This window comes from Buttiauxella sp. WJP83 (assembly GCF_027594725.1).
In the GTDB taxonomy this organism is placed as follows: Bacteria; Pseudomonadota; Gammaproteobacteria; order Enterobacterales; family Enterobacteriaceae; genus Buttiauxella; species Buttiauxella selenatireducens.
Window position 1 is genome coordinate 3,897,660 of the sequence record NZ_CP110080.1, and the last position, 18,664, is coordinate 3,916,323.

Here is an 18,664-nt window from a genome sequence, read left to right on the forward strand (position 1 = left end):
TCACGCGATTCCTTATTGCTGAACTACGATGTTTTCCTGCGATGGGTCAACATGCTGCAATTGCAGCTTTTCCGTCGCGACCCGCTCCACCCGGCTATGATCGCCCAGTGCGTTTTCTTCCAGAATCAGGTTACGCCACTCGATATCTAACGCATCACGCTCCACCACCATTTGCTCACGCTGTGCGGTGAGCAGACGGGTATGGTGCGCGGTCGTTACAACGAAAATGGCTGTTACGATAATGGCGGTAAACAAAATCAGTGGCATTTTCCCATGACGCAACAAGTCACCACCAATTACTGCTGGTAGTGCATGGCGTTCGCCACTGCTCAATTGGCCAGTAACTTTAGTGAGGGCTTCTGCCACTTTGTTGATCATGCGTTTGTCCTTTCAGCGATGCGCAGTACCGAACTACGCGCGCGCGGGTTTTCCGCCACTTCTTCTTCACCAGGCATCATTTTGCCAATGGATTTTAAATACCTGCCGCCGAGCTTATTCAGTTGTGCTTCAGTCATTGGCAGCCCCGCAGGAACTTGCGGCCCACGGGTGTTTTCACGCATAAAGCGCTTAACAATTCGGTCTTCTAAAGAGTGGAAACTGATGATCGACAGACGACCACCTGGTGACAGTGTTGGAATTGAACCTTTGAGCGCCTGTTCAATTTCTTCAAGTTCACTGTTGATCCAGATTCGGATAGCCTGAAACGTACGCGTCGCCGGGTGTTTGAACTTGTCTTTGACCGGCATTGCCGCAGCTACAACCGTTGCCAGTTCTTTGGTACGCGTCATTGGCTGTTCACGGTTACGCTCGATAATGGCGCGCGCAATACGTTTGCCGAATTTTTCTTCACCGAAGGTTTTGATAACCCAGGCGATATCCGCTTCATCAGCGCTAAGCAACCATTCTGCCGCAGATTGGCCGCGAGTCGGGTCCATGCGCATATCCAACGGGCCATCACGCATAAACGAGAAGCCACGCTCGGCATCATCTAGCTGAGGCGAGGAGACACCCAGATCCAAAAGAATACCGTCAATTTTGCCCAGCAAATCGCGTTCGCTTGCGTATTGAGCTAATTCAGAGAAAGGTCCATGAATGATGGAGAAGCGCGGGTCATCAATTGCTTGTGCTGCTGCAATGGCTTGCGGGTCACGGTCGATAGCCAGCAGGCGTCCTTCTGGTCCCAGTTGGGAAAGAATCAATCGAGAGTGTCCGCCACGACCAAACGTGCCATCAATGTAGATGCCATCCTGACGAATGTTGAGACCATTCACGGCCTCATCAAGCAGCACCGAAGTATGTTTAAAATTTTCCATCATTATTTATAGTGACAAGTCCTGCAGCCTATCCGACAACGTAGTCGTCGTGGCCTGCTCAGCGTCGATGTCTTCCTTGACCTGTTGATGCCAGGTTGTTTCATCCCACAGTTCAAACTTATTGAACTGCCCAACCAGCATCACTTCTTTGGTTAGCCCGGCGTGTTGGCGTAAAACAGGTGCCAATAACAAACGCCCGGCACTATCCATCTGACATTCACTGGCATGGCCCAATAACAGTCGCTGCACGCGACGTTCTACAGGGTTCATACTCGACAGACGAGCTAGCTTTTGTTCAATAATTTCCCACTCGGGGAGGGTATAAAGCAGCAGGCATGGGTGATGGATGTCGATGGTACAAACCATCTGACCTTCAGAGGTTTCGACAAGCGCATCCCGGTAACGGGTAGGTACGGCGAGCCGCCCTTTGCTGTCGAGATTGACTAATGTTGCCCCACGGAACATGCCAGCCTCACCCTTAAAATCCCCTTTCCACCACTTTCACCCACAAAATCCCACCTAAAGGAGTTTACGGAGCGGAGGAAAACCTTGTCAAGCAAGCTACAACGCTGATGGAAATAATTTTCATCTCATAAGCGATTGATAAATGACTGGCGTGAAAAGGCGCTACATTCACGATGCAAAATTAACGTTATGAATATTTGAAAGAAAAATGGTCAATAAGCATAAATATCGTTAAATCGACTGAAAACCTGACAGGTAAAATATGAAGTGTTCAGTTTGCGACGCGGTCGGCATTTTAAGGTATTTCTTGTCAGGATAACAGCGTCAGATGCAGGCGAAGCGCGGGCTGGAGGGAAGTTTGATTCTTATCAGATAGCTATTGTTTAATTATCCGGCATTTTTACACAATGCTATGTAACAAAATAATTCTGAAGTAGTCTTATATCGATTAAGGAATTAAAGATTCATCTTTTACCAAAGAAAAATAATTACCTGAATAACCAATAAAAATAAAGCGAGAATATTCTTAATTAAGAATGGCAGCCGTAACTGCCATCTCTTGTTAGTGGCGACTTAAACTTCCGCGGCGGTATAGATTACGGCGAATACGGGTCAGGCCTGCTTTCGGCTTACGTGGCTCATCAAGACTGGCAAGAACGAGTTCCAGTACACGTTCCGCAACGTCACGGTGGCGCTGCGCGACTGCCAAAACTGGGCATTGCAGGAAATCGAGCAGTTCATGGTCCCCGAAGGTGGCAATCGCCAACTCAGTCGGTAATCGCCCTTCACGTCGCAACGTGACATCCATAACACCTTGTAATAATGCAAATGAAGTGGTGTACAGAGCCTGCGGCATTGGATGGGTTTCCAGCCATTTATCAAACAACTGCGCTGCGGCTTCGCGCTCGTAGCTGTTGGCATAAAGGAAATGTACTTCACGAGGGTCGTCTTTCCATGCACTGCGGAAACCTTGCTCACGCAAATAGCTGACGGAAAGTTCCGGCAACGCACCAAGGTAAAGTACGGTTTCGGCTGGGAAAGTACGAAGCTCACTGGCCAGCATTTCCGCGTCTTCCTGATCCGCACCGACGACGCTGATGAAGTTTTCACGGTCTAAGGCACGATCGAGCGCAATGATTGGGAAGGAGTCGTTCGCCCAACGCTGGTAGAAAGGGTGCTCAGGCGGCAGTGAAGTGGAAACAATGATGGCATCCACCTGGCGTTGCAAGAGATGTTCTATGCAGCGCATTTCATTATCTGGCTGATCTTCAGAACAGGCAATTAGCAGCTGGTATCCGCGCTGACGGGCCTGCCGCTCAAGATAGTTAGCAATACGGGTATAACTCGTGTTCTCAAGGTCTGGAATAACTAATCCGATAGAACGCGTACGCCCGGCCCGCAACCCTGCGGCCACCGCATTCGGGTGGTAGTTATGCTCGCGAACAACCGCCATGACTTTCTCAACGGTTTTATCGCTGACACGATACTGCTTTGCCTTGCCGTTGATGACGTAGCTCGCCGTGGTGCGCGAAACTCCAGCCAGGCGCGCGATTTCATCCAATTTCACAGTAGCCCCTTAATTTATAGGATTGCCATATCCATACTCTGGTCATGGTTTCATTTTTATCATCTAAGCGCAGAATAATAACTCGGGCAACCGCTTTTACTGGCAGTTGTTGTGTGATTTGCAAAAAAAAACCCGGCACGAGTTAACCGGGTTTATTATTTAGCCACCTTTCAAGGCTAACGCATAATCTTGTCACCGCGTGAAACGCCCACGATCCCAGAGCGCGCCACTTCGACAATTTTTGCCACTTCACGAATGGTATTCAGGAATGCGTCCAGCTTATCACTGGTTCCTGCCAACTGAACCGTGTAGAGCGTAGGAGTCACGTCAATGATTTGCCCGCGGAAGATTTCTGCGTTGCGCTTCACTTCTTCGCGCCCATAACCACTCGCCTGAATTTTTACGAGCATGATTTCACGCTCAACATGCGCACCCTGCCCCAGTTCGCTCACCCGCAGCACATCCACCAACTTATGCAGTTGCTTCTCAATCTGTTCAAGGACTTTCGCGTCCCCTACCGTCTGGATAGTCATACGTGAAAGCGTTGGATCTTCAGTCGGCGCCACAGTCAGGCTTTCGATGTTGTAACCACGCTGAGAGAACAAACCAATAACACGGGACAGCGCCCCGGACTCATTTTCGAGTAATACAGATAATATCCGGCGCATAATCAGGTTCTCTCCGTTTTACTTAACCACATCTCATCCATACCGCCGCCACGGATCTGCATTGGGTACACATGTTCAGTGCCATCAACTGTGACATCAACGAAGACCAGGCGCTGATTACGCACCGCTTCCAGTGCTTCAATCAGTTTGCTTTCCAGCTCTTCAGGTTTGCTAATACCAATCCCTACGTGCCCATAAGCTTCTGCGACGCGCACAAAGTCAGGCAACGATTCCATATAAGATTGGGAGTGACGACCGGAATAGATCATGTCCTGCCACTGCTTAACCATTCCGAGATAGCGGTTGTTGAGGTTTAACACCAGCACCGGCAATCCATACTGCAGCGCTGTGGAAAGCTCCTGGATATTCATCTGAATACTGCCATCACCGGTGACACAGACGACGGTTTCGTCCGGTAATGCCAATTTCACACCGAGTGCCGCTGGCAAACCAAAGCCCATGGTGCCCAGGCCGCCGGAGTTAATCCAACGCCGTGGTTTATCAAAGGTGTAATAGAGTGCGGCAAACATCTGATGCTGACCGACATCCGAAGTGACGTAAGCTTCGCCTTTCGTCAGTCGATAGATTGTTTCAATAACCGCCTGTGGCTTAATTTTATCGCTGGTTCTGTCAAATTCGAGGCACTGGCGTGCACGCCAATGCTCAATCTGTTGCCACCAGTCACGAATGTCATCACAAGACTGCGGCGTATCTTCCTGCTCGAGCAGTTCCAACATTTGCTGTAGAACCTGTCGCGCATCACCCACAATTGGGATATCCGCACCGACGGTTTTGGATATAGAAGTCGGATCGATATCAATATGCAGCACGGTCGCGTTCGGGCAGTACTTCGCCAGATTGTTGGTGGTGCGGTCATCAAAGCGCACACCGACGCCGAAAATAACGTCAGAGTTGTGCATCACCATATTGGCTTCGTATGTGCCGTGCATGCCCAGCATGCCTAATGCCTGTCGATGTGTTCCAGGAAATGCCCCCAATCCCATCAAGGAAGAGACAACGGGAATATTGAGTTTCTCCGCCAACTCGCGTAATTCGTCATGGCAGGCAGATGTAATCGCACCACCGCCAACGTACATCACCGGTTTTTTCGCGGCCAGCAAAGTTTGCAGTGCGCGTTTAATCTGCCCTTTGTGACCCTGAGTGGTGGGATTATAAGAGCGCATGCTAACGGATTCAGGGTAGCTATACGGCAGTTTGTTAGCCGGGCTCATGATGTCTTTCGGTAAATCCACCACAACCGGCCCTGGTCGACCACTTGCAGCGAGCCAGAAAGCTTTTTTGATAATGGCCGGAATATCTTCCGCCTGCTTGACTAAAAAGCTGTGCTTCACGACCGGGCGAGAAATTCCCACCATGTCGCATTCCTGGAAAGCATCGTAACCAATGAGGGACGTCGCGACCTGGCCTGACAGCACCACCATCGGAATTGAATCCATATAAGCTGTGGCAATACCGGTGATCGCGTTTGTGGCCCCTGGACCTGACGTTACCAGTACGACACCCACTTCCCCCGTCGCACGTGCCAGACCGTCGGCCATATGCACTGCTGCTTGTTCATGGCGCACCAGCACATGATCAATGCCGCCAATAGTATGAAGCGCATCGTAAATATCGAGTACCGCGCCTCCGGGATAACCGAATACATGTTTAACGCCCTGATCGATAAGCGATCGGACGACCATCTCGGCTCCTGACAACATCTCCATGGTTTGCCTCCAGGCTTACGTGTTTGACCGACCGCTGAAATCATTTCGGCTAAGTCGTTGAGGCAGGTTGTTGCGCCCTGCATATCTCTTTTTATTTTTGATAGTCCGCCTAACATAACCGTTGAAAATCAGGCAATCAATTGTCAATCTTCAACCGTCATTACGCGGATTCCTTACGAACACTACAAAACCCTTATCTGGCAAAGTAAAACTCTAAGCATAAGGAAATAGTATGATTGGAAATGTTATAAAAAGATGTTTTGCAGGTTAAATCTAATTCGCGGGAGGGTTCATTGATTCACTCGGTGATTAAGAGACAAATCAATAACAGCTGAAAAAACTACAAAATGAAAAAAATGAAGAATAACCGGATGGTTTTCACCACCCGGATGAATCAAGGCTAACAGTCTGTATCTATTTACTACATACCGTGGTCAAAAGTTTTTCCATCCACTGATGCCCTTTATCCCGCCCGGCAGCTTCATGCCATGATAAATAGCAGGTCGCTATATTATCTTTTAGCGGTAATGCGAAGGTTTGCAAATGAAGTGAATCAGCAAACTCTTCAGCTAACCAACGTGGCGCGATAGCGACCAAGTGAGTTTGTGACACGACATTTAAAACACTGGTCAATGCCATTCCCTGATAAGCAATGCTGGCTTGCTTTTCCGGAGTTTGATACCACGGTGCACTAAATGATGCAAAACGCTCAAGAGAGACAACCGCATGTTTTTCGTTATAGACGTCTTCTTCGGTTATCGGTTTAATTAAACGTGGATGTTTCTGATTAGCCACCAGCACCATTTCATCTTCAAACAATGGGATACAAGTGAACTCTGGACGACGAAATTCACTGTAACTAATAACAAACTCGGTCTCCTGATAACGCAGTTGATGTTCAATGTCTTTATTTAAAGCTGATTTAAACAGTAATTGAATACCCGGAGCAAAGCGCTTCATATTATTGAAAATGACTGAGGTCAACATATTATCTAAAGGGCTACTGACGCAGATGTTAAATACTCTTTCACTACTACCTGGGTCGAAGCCTGCTCCAGGTAATTCATTCTGCACCAATTGCAATGCCTGGCGAATTGCACCAAACAACTGAAACGCACGCGCTGTAGGCTGGATACCCCGCCCGTAGCGAACAAACAACTCATCGTTGAACATCACTTTCAGTCTGGCTACTGCATTACTCACTGCGGGTTGAGACATTCCCAGGGATTGAGCGGCACGGGTAATATTCTGCATTTGCATAACCGCATCAAATACAGTTAATAAATTTAAGTCAACAGAACGCAGTTGAGGTTTAAACCCATCATGTACTGCCGGTTGTTCTACATAATCTTCAGACATGTCAGACTCCACTAAGATTGCATTTCCTTCTTCGCAGATTAACTCTGCGAGCTTCCCCTATTATCATTTGCTAAGCAGAACATGCTGATTACTGCAATTAAAAACGTTATTTAAACAATTTGAATATAAATCAATAAACTTACGTTTTCTAATGTACCAACACGACTTCAGCTACTGACAAGTCTGATAAATCTATAAAATTCATATGATTTTATTTCGTCAGTTGACTTCTGGATCGTGCTAATCAAATCACAAAATGACTTAACACACAATGATTCGCCAAATGAATAATATATTAAGTATGGATAACATATCCTATTCAGAAACAGCCGACTTACTAAAAAAACCCCAATAAAAAAAGAGGCCAAATTCCTAAAAAACAATCCAGATAATGAATAACCCTGCCAAATCATAACCATGATGAATACTACATATAATAAACATCATATTTATAATTGTTTCTGATGATTTCATTTCTACATGCAAGGGTAAACAATCCTTTTTCATACTTTTTATATATATTATGAATCCTCCGTATACCAGCATGATTTGCTACGACATAACCCAGACTGACTCAGCATTGCCTCTATCTAAAAGAATCGAGTGTTGACACAGCAGGGCAGATCAAGTACCAATAAATGCATAACGAATTTACTTGGGACTTGAAACATGATTCGCACCATTCGTCTACTAGGTCTACTACTAAACGCAACTTCATTGCGCGGTAGACTGGTGGGCGAAATCAAGCGTTGATTCAAGCCTCCAGACAAAAAACCCGCGCCACTGCGCGGGTTTTTTTTTGCTCGTAGCAACGGCCCCCAAGACAAGAAAGGACCACAACATGAGCCAACAAGTCATTATTTTCGATACGACCTTACGTGATGGTGAGCAGGCGTTACAGGCAAGTCTGAGTGTTAAAGAGAAACTGCAAATTGCGATGGCACTGGAACGTATGGGTGTTGACGTAATGGAAGTGGGTTTCCCAGTCTCCTCCCCTGGTGATTTCGAATCTGTACAAACCATCGCCCGCAATATCAAAAATAGCCGTGTGTGTGGCCTCGCTCGTTGTGTGGATAAAGATATTGATGTTGCCGCGGAAGCGTTGAAAATTGCCGAAGCGTTTCGTATCCACGTTTTCCTGGCAACATCCACCATGCACATCGAAACCAAATTGCGCAGTACCTTCGATGATGTTTTAGCCCGTGCAGTTCATTCCGTAAAACGCGCCCGTCAATACACCGACGACGTTGAGTTCTCTTGTGAAGACGCTGGCCGAACCCCCATCGACAACTTGTGCCGCATTGTAGAAGCTGCGATTGGTGCGGGCGCGACAACCATTAACATCCCTGACACTGTGGGCTACACCACCCCAGTCCAATTCGGTGGCATCATCCAGACGCTGTACAACCGTGTGCCAAACATTGATAAAGCCATTATCTCCGTTCACTGCCACGACGATTTAGGGATGGCGACCGGAAACTCCATCGCCGCAATTCAGGCTGGTGCACGCCAGGTTGAAGGCACGCTGAACGGCATCGGCGAACGCGCCGGTAACACTGCGCTGGAAGAAGTCATCATGGCGATTAAAGTACGCAGCCAAATGCTGGGGGTGCATACCAATATCAATCACCATGAAATTTACCGTACCAGCCAAATTGTCAGCCAGTTGTGCAATATGCCCATTCCGGCCAACAAAGCGGTTGTTGGCTCCAATGCTTTCGCTCACTCCTCTGGTATTCACCAGGATGGCGTGCTGAAAAACCGCGAAAACTACGAAATCATGACCCCGGAAACTATCGGTCTGAATCAGGTGCAGCTGAACTTAACTTCACGCTCAGGTCGTGCGGCCGTGAAACACCGTATGGAAGAGATGGGTTATAAAGAAGACGATTACAACCTGGATTCTTTGTACGACGCCTTCCTGAAACTGGCAGACAAAAAAGGTCAGATCTTCGATTACGATTTGGAAGCGCTGGCCTTCATCGGTAAACAACAAGAAGAGCCAGAACATTTCCGCATGGAATATTTCAACGTGCAATCCGGTTCAAGCGTGATTTCTACCGCTTCCGTCCAGTTGCAGTGTGGTGAAGAAACACAGTCTGAAGCGGCAACAGGCAACGGCCCGGTCGATGCGGTCTACCAGGCAATTAACCGCATCACAAATTACGATGTTGAGCTGGTTAAATATCAGCTGTCTGCGAAAGGCCAGGGTAAAGACGCGCTGGGTCAGGTAGATATCGTCGTGACTCATAAAGGTCGTCGCTTCCATGGTGTAGGTCTGGCGACCGATATTGTGGAATCTTCTGCGAAAGCGATGGTAAATGTGCTGAATAACATCTGGCGCGCAGGCATCGTCGAAAAAGAATTGCAACGCAAAGCTCATAATAAAGAAAATAATCAGGAAACCGTGTGACATGTCAAAAACTCATCATATAGCAGTATTGCCGGGTGACGGCATTGGCCCAGAAGTTATGGCTCAGGCGCTGAAAGTGCTGGATGCAGTTCGTACGCGCTTCGATATGCGTATTACCACCAGTCAATATGACGTGGGCGGTATTGCTATTGACCGTCACGGTAACCCGCTGCCACCGGTGACTGTTGAAGGCTGTGAACAAGCCGATGCGATTCTGTTCGGCTCCGTCGGTGGTCCAAAATGGGAACACCTGCCGCCCGCTCAACAACCTGAACGTGGTGCGCTGTTGCCACTGCGCAAGCACTTTAAATTATTCAGCAACTTGCGCCCAGCGCGCTTGTACCAAGGCCTGGAAGAGTTTTGTCCACTGCGCGCTGACATCGCAGCTAACGGCTTCGATATTCTGTGCGTTCGTGAATTAACTGGCGGTATCTATTTCGGCCAGCCAAAAGGCCGCGAAGGCTCCGGCGCGCACGAGAAAGCGTTTGATACTGAAGTCTATTACCGCTTCGAGATCGAGCGTATTGCGCACATAGCCTTCCAGTCAGCGCGCAAACGTCGCCATAAAGTGACATCGATTGATAAAGCCAACGTATTGCAGAGTTCTGTGATGTGGCGCGAAATCGTGGGTGAAATCGCGAAAGAATATCCGGACGTTGAGTTGTCCCACATGTACATCGACAACGCCACGATGCAGCTGATCAAAGATCCATCCCAGTTTGACGTACTGCTGTGTTCCAACCTGTTTGGCGACATTCTGTCAGATGAATGCGCAATGATCACAGGCTCAATGGGCATGCTGCCATCCGCCAGCCTGAACGAACAAGGTTTTGGCCTGTACGAACCTGCTGGTGGTTCTGCACCAGATATCGCAGGTAAAAATATTGCTAACCCAATTGCGCAAATCCTGTCTTTGGCTCTGTTACTGCGCTACAGCCTGGATGCTGAAGAGGCCGCTCAGGCTATCGAAAACGCTATCAACCTTGCGCTGGAAGAAGGCTTCCGTACTGGCGATTTAGCGCGTGATGGCAACGCAATCAGCACCGATGAAATGGGCGATACCATTGCTCGTTTTGTTGCAGAGGGGAAATAATCATGGCGAAGACGTTATATCAGAAATTGTACGATGCCCATGTCGTCTACGAAGCAGTGGATGAAACTCCTCTGCTGTATATCGACCGTCATCTGGTGCATGAAGTCACCTCTCCGCAGGCATTTGATGGCCTGCGCGCGCATAAGCGCCCGGTGCGTCAGCCAGGCAAAACATTTGCCACCATGGACCACAACGTTTCTACGCAGACCAAAGACATCAACGCCTCCGGCGAGATGGCCCGCATTCAAATGCAGGAATTAATGAAAAACTGCAAAGAATTCGGCGTTGAGCTGTATGACCTGAACCATCCATTCCAGGGTATCGTCCACGTGATGGGCCCTGAGCAAGGCATTACTTTGCCGGGCATGACAATCGTTTGTGGCGATTCCCACACCGCGACTCACGGCGCATTTGGTGCACTGGCGTTTGGTATTGGGACTTCTGAAGTTGAGCATGTTCTGGCCACGCAAACCCTGAAACAGGGCCGTGCCAAAACCATGAAAATTGAAGTCACAGGCCACGCAGCACCCGGCATCACGGCGAAAGATATTGTGCTGGCGATCATCGGCAAAACCGGCAGCGCTGGCGGTACCGGGCATGTCGTGGAATTCTGCGGTAGCGCGATTCAGGCGCTGTCGATGGAAGGACGAATGACGTTGTGCAACATGGCAATCGAAATGGGTGCCAAAGCCGGTATCGTTGCGCCAGACGACACAACCTTCAACTATGTGAAGGGCCGTCTGCACGCTCCGAAAGCTGCCGATTGGGACGATGCGGTTGCGTACTGGAAAACCTTCAGCACAGATGAAGGAGCAAAATTCGATACCGTTGTCACCCTGGATGCGGCAGATATCGCACCGCAAGTGACCTGGGGCACAAACCCAGGCCAGGTGATTTCAGTGACTGAAAACATCCCAAACCCTGAATCCTTCTCCGACCCGGTAGAACGTGCATCCGCTGAAAAAGCACTGGCGTACATGGGCTTGAAACCAGGGATCCCGCTGACCGAAGTGGCTATCGATAAAGTATTTATCGGATCTTGTACTAACTCACGCATTGAAGATTTGCGTGCTGCGGCTGAAATTGCCAAAGGTCGTAAAGTCGCCCCCGGCGTTCAGGCGTTAGTCGTTCCAGGATCTGGTCCGGTTAAAGCGCAGGCTGAAGCTGAAGGCCTGGATAAAATTTTCATCGAAGCAGGTTTTGAATGGCGCTTGCCTGGCTGCTCTATGTGCCTGGCGATGAACAATGACCGTCTGGAGCCAGGCGAACGTTGCGCCTCCACCAGCAACCGTAACTTTGAAGGCCGTCAGGGCCGTGGTGGTCGCACGCATCTGGTGAGCCCGGCAATGGCCGCCGCCGCTGCTGTTTCTGGTCATTTTGCTGACATCCGCACGTTGAAATAAGGGAAAACACCATGGCAGAGAAATTTATCCAACATACCGGCCTGGTCGTTCCGCTGGATGCCGCAAACGTTGATACCGACGCAATCATCCCTAAGCAGTTTTTGCAGAAGGTGACGCGCACCGGTTTTGGCGCACATTTGTTTAATGACTGGCGTTTTCTGGACGATGCAGGCCAAAAGCCGAATCCAGAATTTGTGCTGAACTTCCCGGAGTTTAAAGGTGCTTCTATTTTGCTGGCACGTGAAAACTTTGGCTGCGGATCTTCACGCGAACACGCGCCGTGGGCGTTAACCGATTACGGTTTTAAAGTGGTTATCGCACCAAGTTTTGCAGATATCTTCTACGGCAACTCATTCAACAACCAGCTGCTGCCGGTGACGTTGAGCGAAGAAGAGGTGGATGAACTGTTCAAACTGGTCGCGGCAAATCCGGGGATTACGTTCGTTGTCGATCTGGAAGCGCAAACGGTGAAAGCGGGCGAGAAAAACTACTCGTTTAACATCGATACCTTCCGCCGCCACTGCATGCTGGAAGGGCTGGATAGCATCGGCCTGACGCTGCAACACGAAGGTTCAATTTCTGCTTACGAGCAGAAACAACCGGTGTTTATGCGTTAAAACCATGGCGGGTTCGCATTTCGCGCACCCGCTATTTTATTACTTTAACGTTCCAACCAATTCTTTACGCTGCCCTTCCAGCGTCACCACTTTGCTACAAACATCGTGACCAAACTGCTCGAAATCTTGTTCCTGATTCTTCCACTCTTTTTGGATAGCTGTCTGTAACCCACCGAGGCTACCCAACACGCCTTGCAACGGATTGCCGCCACCTTTCAGAACGGCTTTAGCACCCATTTCATTGATGCTGTCCTGCAAGATGCCACCCATTGCCTGATTCACCAGTTGTTGCCCATCGGCACGAACCTGATCAATCGCTTTATAGTGGAACGTTAAGCCATCCTGACGCGTTTCAATAATGCGGCTCATTTGCTCTTTAAGCTGTGCGTCGAGTTTAGTCAGACGGCCACGCATATTGCTGCTCTCACCGACTTCCTGAGCGATGATTTTATCCAGCGCGACACGGCCTTTTTCCACGCGAGTCAGCGCGCCGTTGTTGATCCACGGCAGGTCAGTGCGTAACGCTTGTTGATAATTCACCGCCAACTGGCGCTGAGTTGCGTTTAAAGTATGTGGCTTGCCGTTAAATTGCAGGCTGCCATCCGGGGCAATGACCAGATTGCCGTTCTCGCCCACAACCTGAACCGATTGCGGGCTGATGACCACGTCATCGCGAGGCGTGACGCTGCATTTATAGTCAGCTTGCGCCTGCATCGCGGTAAGCAGCAAAACGCCCATTAGAGCCTTACGAATCATATTTATTCCTATAAAAAAGGCCGGTTTTCACCGACCTGTTTATGCTGCAAATATCAATCCCACCAAACATCAAACAAATCGCTGGTGCGAATGTCTTCAGCTTTGTGTTCTTCGAGCCATTTGCGCACCAGAGCCTGATGCTCCTCGGTGCATTTACCGATTTCCTGCATGCAGATCAAACCTTCCCAGGAAAGGTGGCCGCCGCCATCAAAAGCCAGACCGTTTTTATCGATAACATCGTCAATAAACGCATCAACGATTTTATCAATTTGTTCTTCGGAGGTGCCTTCCGGGAAACGCCATGCAACAGAGAACCCCAACTCCTGGAATTCGTCGATGTGCATTTTCTTACGCAAACGACGGCTACGATTTTTTGCCATTACTTTATCCTCTCGAACATTAAGTCCCATACGCCGTGACCAAGACGATGGCCACGTTGTTCAAATTTGGTCACCGGACGTGAATCCGGGCGCGGTACGTAGTCGTTACTCTGCGACTGGTTTTGATAACCGTCGATAGAGGACATCACTTCGAGCATGTGTTCTGCATAAGGTTCCCAGTCGGTTGCCATATGGAACACACCGCCCAGTTTCAATTTGCTTTTCACCAACTCGGCAAACGGCACTTGAACGATACGGCGTTTATTATGACGTGCTTTGTGCCATGGATCAGGGAAAAAGAGCTGAACCATAGATAAAGAATTGTCAGGAATCATTTTTTGCAACACTTCTACTGCGTCGTGACACATGACTCGCAGGTTCTCAACGCCCTCTTCATGGGCTGTCGCGAGACATGCCCCGACGCCTGGCGAGTGTACTTCAATACCCAAAAAATTCTGCTGTGGATTTGCCTGTGCCATTGCAACAAGCGACGTCCCCATGCCAAAACCAATTTCCAGCGTGACTGGCGCTTCGCGACCAAATAGTGCTGCAAAATCAACAGGTGCGGTTTCATATTCAACGCCCATCACCGGCCAATAGTTTTCCAGTGCGAACTCTTGCCCCTTAGTCAGGCGGCCCTGGCGGCGCACAAAACTACGAATCCGGCGCATTGCGCGGCCTTCTTCATTAAATTCCGGTGAGATGACGTCATTTTTCATGGTGTTCAGGCTTTGAGTTAGTGTTCGGGAAACGGGCATTATCCAAAGTTAATGATGAGAAGCAAGCACCAGAAAGTTCCGGTTTACAGCACGGAGCCGTCTGTGCTGGAATCAGCCCCCTAAATCACACATTTATCGGATGCTGGGCAACAATGATACAAGCGCCGCAATTCGCCAACCAGGTTCTTGACTGGTATCAAAAATACGGGCGCAAAACCCTGCCATGGCAACTCGAAAAAACGCCTTATAAAGTATGGCTGTCTGAGGTGATGTTGCAACAAACGCAAGTTGCCACCGTCATTCCTTACTTTGAGCGCTTTATGGAGCGCTTCCCAACGGTAACCGATCTTGCCAACGCTCCACTGGATGAAGTTCTGCATTTGTGGACCGGCCTGGGCTATTACGCGCGAGCCAGAAACCTGCACAAAGCTGCGCAAATGGTGGCAAACCAGCACCACGGCGTGTTCCCGGAAACCTTTGAAGAAGTCGCGGCACTTCCCGGCGTTGGGCGTTCTACCGCAGGTGCCATTCTTTCACTTTCACTCGGCAAACATTTCCCTATTCTGGATGGCAACGTCAAACGCGTGCTCGCACGTTGTTACGCAGTCTCTGGTTGGCCGGGTAAAAAAGACGTAGAGAAGAGGCTTTGGGATATAGCCGAACAAGTCACGCCAGCGCAAGGTGTTAGCCAATTTAACCAGGCGATGATGGATCTGGGCGCGATGGTTTGTACCCGCTCGAAACCCAAATGCGAACTGTGCCCGGTTAATAATATTTGTCTGGCATATGCCAATAATAGCTGGGCGAACTATCCAGGAAAAAAACCGAAGGTGACAATACCGGAGCGTACTGGCTATTTCCTGATGATGCAGCATCAGCAAAGTATTTTGCTATCCCAGCGCCCTGCCGTTGGTCTTTGGGGCGGTTTGTATTGCTTCCCACAGTTCGAAACCGAAGCTGAGTTACGCGACTGGTTAGCACAACGCCAAATCCCTGCGGAAAATCTCACGCAATTAACCGCCTTCCGCCATACATTCAGCCACTTCCATTTGGATATTGTTCCAATGTGGCTCCCGGTGCTTTCGTTTAGCGGGTGCATGGATGAAGGAACCGCTCTCTGGTATAACTTAGCGCAGCCTCCGTCCGTAGGACTGGCCGCTCCGGTAGAGCGTTTATTACAGCAATTACATGCCGAGCCGGTGGTATTGAAACCCGCCCGCATCGTTGAAGAGGAATAATGATGAGCAGAACTATTTTTTGTACTTACCTGCAACGTGACGCAGAAGGCCAGGATTTCCAGTTTTATCCGGGTGAACTGGGCAAACGTATTTACAACGAGATCTCTAAAGAAGCCTGGGCGTTGTGGCAAACCAAACAAACCATGCTGATTAACGAACGTAAAATGAGCATGATGAATCCTGAGCACCGTAAAGAGCTGGAAGCTGAAATGGTTAACTTCCTGTTCGAAGGCAAAGAAGTCCATATCGAAGGCTACACGCCGCCAGAAAAATAAAAATACAGGGGCCACTGGCCCTTTTGCACAACACATCACGCACAACACATACACGGAACGATGAAAAAATTTCTCGCGCTAGCTCTGGTTGTCCCCTTGCTCATTTCATGTTCGAGCAAAAAAGACGATGCCTATAACGAGGCTTTTGTTAAGGACACCAATGGCTTCGATATCTTGATGGGGCAATTTGCTCATAACATCGAAAATATCTGGGGCATGAAGGAAGTGTTGATTGCGGGTCCAAAAGACTACGTAAAATATACCGACCAATACCTGACCCGTAGCCACATCAACTTTGACGACGGTACGATTACCATCGAAACCATTGCCGGCACTGAACCTGCCGCGCACTTGCGTCAGGCTATTATCAACACCTTACTGATGGGTGACGATCCGGGCTCTATCGATCTTTATTCTGATGCCAACGATGTGGTTATCTCCAAAGAACCGTTCCTGTATGGTCAGGTTGTGGATAACACCGGCCAGCCCATTCGCTGGGAAGGGCGTGCGTCAAAATTTGCTGATTACCTGCTGCAAACACGCATGAAAAGCCGCAGTACCGGGCTGAAAATTGTTTATAGCGTGACCATCAACCTGGTCCCCAACCACCTTGATAAACGTGCGCATAAATACCTTGGCATGGTGCGCAAAGCATCGAAGAAATATGGCGTCGATGAATCCCTGATTCTGGCAATTATGCAAACCGAATCAAGCTTTAACCCGTATGCAGTGAGCCACGCTGATGCACTGGGTCTGATGCAGGTTGTACAGCACAGCGCAGGGGTTGATGTCTTTAAATCGCAAGGGAAATGGGGCAAACCGAGCCGCAGCTTCTTGTTTGATCCTGAAAGCAATATCGATACCGGTACGGCTTATCTGGCAATTTTGCAAGAGAGCTATTTGGGCGGAATTGATAACCCAACCTCACGCCGCTATGCAGTGATCACCGCGTATAACGGTGGTGCGGGTAGTGTGCTGCGTGTGTTCAACAACGACAAGAACCGCGCCTTCAGTATTATCAACAGCATGACGCCAGGTGATGTGTATCAGGTACTGACAACACGCCATCCTTCAGCGGAATCACGTCATTATCTGTACAAAGTGAATACCGCTCAGAAGAGCTATCGTCGGCGTTAACTCTCTGTTTGTTGTCTCTCCTGCCACTCTTTTTGGCGGTGGGAGAGACAACTCCCTTCTGCTTTCACATTTCAACACCCAAAAAATGCAACCCAGGTCACTATTTTCGAATGTAACTTGAGGATGTTTTCATTTATTTGCTGAATGTACCAAAAATTACCCCGCAGCACTGCTAATGTTACGATTACAACATATCGAAAGAGATATGTTAGAAATGCAACATCCGATAATAAAATCCTGTGAGGTAATTTTCATGAACCTTAAGCTGCAGCTTAAAGTACTTTCGTTTCTGCAGTTCTGCTTGTGGGGAAGCTGGCTGACTACGCTCGGCTCATATATGTTCGTCACCCTCAAGTTCGATGGTGCGGCCATTGGCGCGGTCTACAGTTCATTGGGTATTGCTGCGGTATTTATGCCAACGCTGCTTGGTATTATTGCGGACAAATGGATTAGTGCGCGCTGGCTCTACGCGGCCTGTCATCTGGTAGGCGCCATCACATTGTATTTCGCAGCACAGGTTACCTCACCCAGTGCGATGTTCATTGTGATCCTGCTGAACTCGCTCGCCTACATGCCAACACTTGGACTGGTTAACACGATTTCTTACTATCGCCTGCAATCCGCAGGGATGAATATCGTCACCGACTTCCCGCCTATTCGTATTTGGGGAACCATCGGCTTCATCTTCGCCATGTGGGGCGTAAGCTTCTCAGGCTTTGAACTCAGCCATATGCAGCTTTATATCGGTGCAACGCTGTCAGTCGTGTTAGCGCTTTTCACCCTAACACTGCCACATATTCCAGTCGCCAATGCACAAAAAAATCAGAGCTGGAGCTCAATGTTAGGACTGGATGCTTTCGCACTGTTTAAAAACAAGCGCATGGCTATTTTCTTCATCTTTTCCATGCTGTTAGGTGCAGAACTGCAAATTACCAATATGTTTGGTAATACCTTCCTTCACAGCTTTGATCAGAATCCATTGTTCGCCAGCAGCTTTATTGTCGAACATGCGTCAGTGTTGATGTCTATTTCGCAGATTTCTGAAACCGTATTTATCCTGACGATTCCGTTCTTCCTGATTCGCTACGGCATCAAGAACGTGATGCTTATCAGTATCGTCGCGTGGATGCTGCGTTTTGGATTGTTTGCCTACGGCGACCCAACACCAATGGGCACAATACTGCTGGTATTGTCGATGATCGTCTACGGTTGCGCCTTCGACTTCTTCAACATCTCCGGTTCTGTGTTCGTGGAACAAGAGGTGAAACCAGAAATTCGCGCCAGCGCCCAGGGTATGTTCCTGATGATGACCAACGGGTTTGGTTGCATCCTGGGTGGGATTGTCAGTGGGAAAGTGGTGGAAAACTACACGACGGCGGGTGTAACCGACTGGCAAACAGTGTGGCTGATTTTCGCCGGTTATTCACTGGTTCTGGCCTTTGCGTTTGTCGCACTCTTCAAATATAAACACGTCAGAACACCAACGGCAGCCCAGCCAGCAGCCTGATAGTTAATATTCCCCGTTTCACCAGAA

19 protein-coding genes are annotated in these 18,664 nt (G+C 49.0%); 9 read left to right on the forward strand and 10 right to left on the reverse strand.

Annotated features, from left to right (window positions below; all coding sequences use genetic code 11):
* Positions 1 to 12: 12 nt before the first annotated feature.
* The 7 genes from ftsL to leuO form a co-directional block, all read right to left on the reverse strand.
* Entirely contained in the window at positions 13 to 378 is a 366-nt protein-coding gene (gene ftsL, locus OH773_RS18025) for a cell division protein FtsL (RefSeq protein ID WP_270140629.1), read from the reverse strand.
* A complete protein-coding gene (rsmH, locus tag OH773_RS18030; protein ID WP_270140635.1) occupies positions 375 to 1,316 on the reverse strand; it encodes a 16S rRNA (cytosine(1402)-N(4))-methyltransferase RsmH in 942 nt (313 codons plus the stop codon). The genes ftsL and rsmH overlap by 4 nt, the downstream gene beginning before the upstream one ends.
* A 3-nt stretch (positions 1,317 to 1,319) precedes the next feature.
* Positions 1,320 to 1,778 carry a division/cell wall cluster transcriptional repressor MraZ gene (gene mraZ / locus OH773_RS18035; protein WP_064539946.1) on the reverse strand — a complete coding sequence of 153 codons (459 nt, stop codon included), beginning with the start codon at positions 1,776 to 1,778 and terminating at the stop codon, positions 1,320 to 1,322.
* Between the two features lie 562 nt (positions 1,779 to 2,340).
* Positions 2,341 to 3,345: a catabolite repressor/activator gene (gene cra / locus OH773_RS18040; RefSeq protein ID WP_183272763.1), complete on the reverse strand. Its 1,005-nt coding sequence runs from the start codon at positions 3,343 to 3,345 to the stop codon at positions 2,341 to 2,343.
* Positions 3,346 to 3,521: 176 nt separating this feature from the next.
* Positions 3,522 to 4,013, reverse strand: a complete 492-nt coding sequence (gene ilvN, locus OH773_RS18045) for an acetolactate synthase small subunit (protein ID WP_270140638.1) — start codon at positions 4,011 to 4,013, stop codon at positions 3,522 to 3,524.
* A 2-nt stretch (positions 4,014 to 4,015) separates the two neighbouring features.
* Positions 4,016 to 5,740 (reverse strand): acetolactate synthase 3 large subunit, encoded by a 1,725-nt coding sequence (gene ilvI, locus OH773_RS18050; protein ID WP_270140640.1) that lies wholly within the window; start codon positions 5,738 to 5,740, stop codon positions 4,016 to 4,018.
* A gap of 414 nt (positions 5,741 to 6,154) precedes the next feature.
* Positions 6,155 to 7,099, reverse strand: coding sequence for a transcriptional regulator LeuO (leuO, locus tag OH773_RS18055; protein ID WP_270140642.1), 945 nt, complete (start codon positions 7,097 to 7,099; stop codon positions 6,155 to 6,157).
* Positions 7,100 to 7,768: 669 nt separating this feature from the next.
* On the opposite strand from leuO, the gene leuL reads away from it, so the two are divergent.
* The 5 genes from leuL to leuD all read left to right on the forward strand — a co-directional run bounded on the left by leuL (position 7,769) and on the right by leuD (position 12,625).
* On the forward strand, positions 7,769 to 7,852 hold the full coding sequence (gene leuL / locus OH773_RS22460; RefSeq protein WP_183272861.1) for a leu operon leader peptide: 84 nt from the start codon (positions 7,769 to 7,771) through the stop codon (positions 7,850 to 7,852).
* An 88-nt stretch (positions 7,853 to 7,940) separates the two neighbouring features.
* Positions 7,941 to 9,512, forward strand: a complete 1,572-nt coding sequence (gene leuA, locus OH773_RS18060) for a 2-isopropylmalate synthase (protein ID WP_270140645.1) — start codon at positions 7,941 to 7,943, stop codon at positions 9,510 to 9,512.
* 1 nt (position 9,513) lies between these two features.
* Entirely contained in the window at positions 9,514 to 10,605 is a 1,092-nt protein-coding gene (gene leuB, locus OH773_RS18065; protein ID WP_183272758.1) for a 3-isopropylmalate dehydrogenase, read from the forward strand.
* A gap of 2 nt (positions 10,606 to 10,607) precedes the next feature.
* Positions 10,608 to 12,008, forward strand: a complete 1,401-nt coding sequence (leuC, locus tag OH773_RS18070; RefSeq protein WP_270140648.1) for a 3-isopropylmalate dehydratase large subunit — start codon at positions 10,608 to 10,610, stop codon at positions 12,006 to 12,008.
* Positions 12,009 to 12,019: 11 nt separating this feature from the next.
* On the forward strand, positions 12,020 to 12,625 hold the full coding sequence (leuD, locus tag OH773_RS18075) for a 3-isopropylmalate dehydratase small subunit (protein ID WP_270140650.1): 606 nt from the start codon (positions 12,020 to 12,022) through the stop codon (positions 12,623 to 12,625).
* Positions 12,626 to 12,664: 39 nt separating this feature from the next.
* Here the strand turns inward: leuD and OH773_RS18080 are convergent, their stop codons facing one another.
* The 3 genes from OH773_RS18080 to trmB are packed head-to-tail and all read right to left on the reverse strand — an operon-like array spanning position 12,665 to position 14,480.
* A complete protein-coding gene (locus OH773_RS18080; RefSeq protein ID WP_270140652.1) occupies positions 12,665 to 13,381 on the reverse strand; it encodes a DUF2884 domain-containing protein in 717 nt (238 codons plus the stop codon).
* A 53-nt stretch (positions 13,382 to 13,434) separates the two neighbouring features.
* Positions 13,435 to 13,761, reverse strand: a complete 327-nt coding sequence (locus tag OH773_RS18085; RefSeq protein ID WP_270140654.1) for a YggL family protein — start codon at positions 13,759 to 13,761, stop codon at positions 13,435 to 13,437.
* Positions 13,761 to 14,480 (reverse strand): tRNA (guanosine(46)-N7)-methyltransferase TrmB, encoded by a 720-nt coding sequence (trmB, locus tag OH773_RS18090; protein ID WP_270140656.1) that lies wholly within the window; start codon positions 14,478 to 14,480, stop codon positions 13,761 to 13,763. Before trmB ends, OH773_RS18085 begins: the two co-directional genes overlap by 1 nt.
* 155 nt (positions 14,481 to 14,635) lie before the next feature.
* On the opposite strand from trmB, the gene mutY reads away from it, so the two are divergent.
* The 4 genes from mutY (at position 14,636) to OH773_RS18110 (ending at position 18,637) form a co-directional block, all read left to right on the forward strand.
* Positions 14,636 to 15,718 carry an A/G-specific adenine glycosylase gene (gene mutY, locus OH773_RS18095; protein ID WP_270145946.1) on the forward strand — a complete coding sequence of 361 codons (1,083 nt, stop codon included), beginning with the start codon at positions 14,636 to 14,638 and terminating at the stop codon, positions 15,716 to 15,718.
* 2 nt (positions 15,719 to 15,720) lie between these two features.
* Complete coding sequence (locus tag OH773_RS18100; protein WP_270140658.1) at positions 15,721 to 15,993, forward strand: oxidative damage protection protein; 273 nt, start codon at positions 15,721 to 15,723, stop codon at positions 15,991 to 15,993.
* 60 nt (positions 15,994 to 16,053) lie between these two features.
* On the forward strand, positions 16,054 to 17,130 hold the full coding sequence (mltC, locus tag OH773_RS18105) for a membrane-bound lytic murein transglycosylase MltC (RefSeq protein WP_270140661.1): 1,077 nt from the start codon (positions 16,054 to 16,056) through the stop codon (positions 17,128 to 17,130).
* Between the two features lie 253 nt (positions 17,131 to 17,383).
* Positions 17,384 to 18,637 (forward strand): nucleoside permease, encoded by a 1,254-nt coding sequence (locus OH773_RS18110; protein ID WP_270140664.1) that lies wholly within the window; start codon positions 17,384 to 17,386, stop codon positions 18,635 to 18,637.
* The last annotated feature ends 27 nt before the right edge of the window (positions 18,638 to 18,664 follow it).

Excerpts from the sequence above, each read along its gene's own strand:
- ftsL (WP_270140629.1), bottom strand. The coding sequence starts at position 378 with ATGATCAACAAAGTGGCAGAAGCCCTCACTAAAGTTACTGGCCAATTG.
- rsmH (WP_270140635.1), bottom strand. The coding sequence starts at position 1,316 with ATGATGGAAAATTTTAAACATACTTCGGTGCTGCTTGATGAGGCCGTG.
- mraZ (WP_064539946.1), bottom strand. The coding sequence starts at position 1,778 with ATGTTCCGTGGGGCAACATTAGTCAATCTCGACAGCAAAGGGCGGCTC.
- ilvN (WP_270140638.1), bottom strand. The coding sequence starts at position 4,013 with ATGCGCCGGATATTATCTGTATTACTCGAAAATGAGTCCGGGGCGCTG.
- ilvI (WP_270140640.1), bottom strand. The coding sequence starts at position 5,740 with ATGGAGATGTTGTCAGGAGCCGAGATGGTCGTCCGATCGCTTATCGAT.
- leuO (WP_270140642.1), bottom strand. The coding sequence starts at position 7,099 with ATGTCTGAAGATTATGTAGAACAACCGGCAGTACATGATGGGTTTAAA.
- leuL (WP_183272861.1), top strand. The coding sequence starts at position 7,769 with ATGATTCGCACCATTCGTCTACTAGGTCTACTACTAAACGCAACTTCA.
- leuA (WP_270140645.1), top strand. The coding sequence starts at position 7,941 with ATGAGCCAACAAGTCATTATTTTCGATACGACCTTACGTGATGGTGAG.
- leuB (WP_183272758.1), top strand. The coding sequence starts at position 9,514 with ATGTCAAAAACTCATCATATAGCAGTATTGCCGGGTGACGGCATTGGC.
- leuC (WP_270140648.1), top strand. The coding sequence starts at position 10,608 with ATGGCGAAGACGTTATATCAGAAATTGTACGATGCCCATGTCGTCTAC.
- leuD (WP_270140650.1), top strand. The coding sequence starts at position 12,020 with ATGGCAGAGAAATTTATCCAACATACCGGCCTGGTCGTTCCGCTGGAT.
- OH773_RS18080 (WP_270140652.1), bottom strand. The coding sequence starts at position 13,381 with ATGATTCGTAAGGCTCTAATGGGCGTTTTGCTGCTTACCGCGATGCAG.
- OH773_RS18085 (WP_270140654.1), bottom strand. The coding sequence starts at position 13,761 with ATGGCAAAAAATCGTAGCCGTCGTTTGCGTAAGAAAATGCACATCGAC.
- trmB (WP_270140656.1), bottom strand. The coding sequence starts at position 14,480 with ATGAAAAATGACGTCATCTCACCGGAATTTAATGAAGAAGGCCGCGCA.
- OH773_RS18100 (WP_270140658.1), top strand. The coding sequence starts at position 15,721 with ATGAGCAGAACTATTTTTTGTACTTACCTGCAACGTGACGCAGAAGGC.
- mltC (WP_270140661.1), top strand. The coding sequence starts at position 16,054 with ATGAAAAAATTTCTCGCGCTAGCTCTGGTTGTCCCCTTGCTCATTTCA.
- OH773_RS18110 (WP_270140664.1), top strand. The coding sequence starts at position 17,384 with ATGAACCTTAAGCTGCAGCTTAAAGTACTTTCGTTTCTGCAGTTCTGC.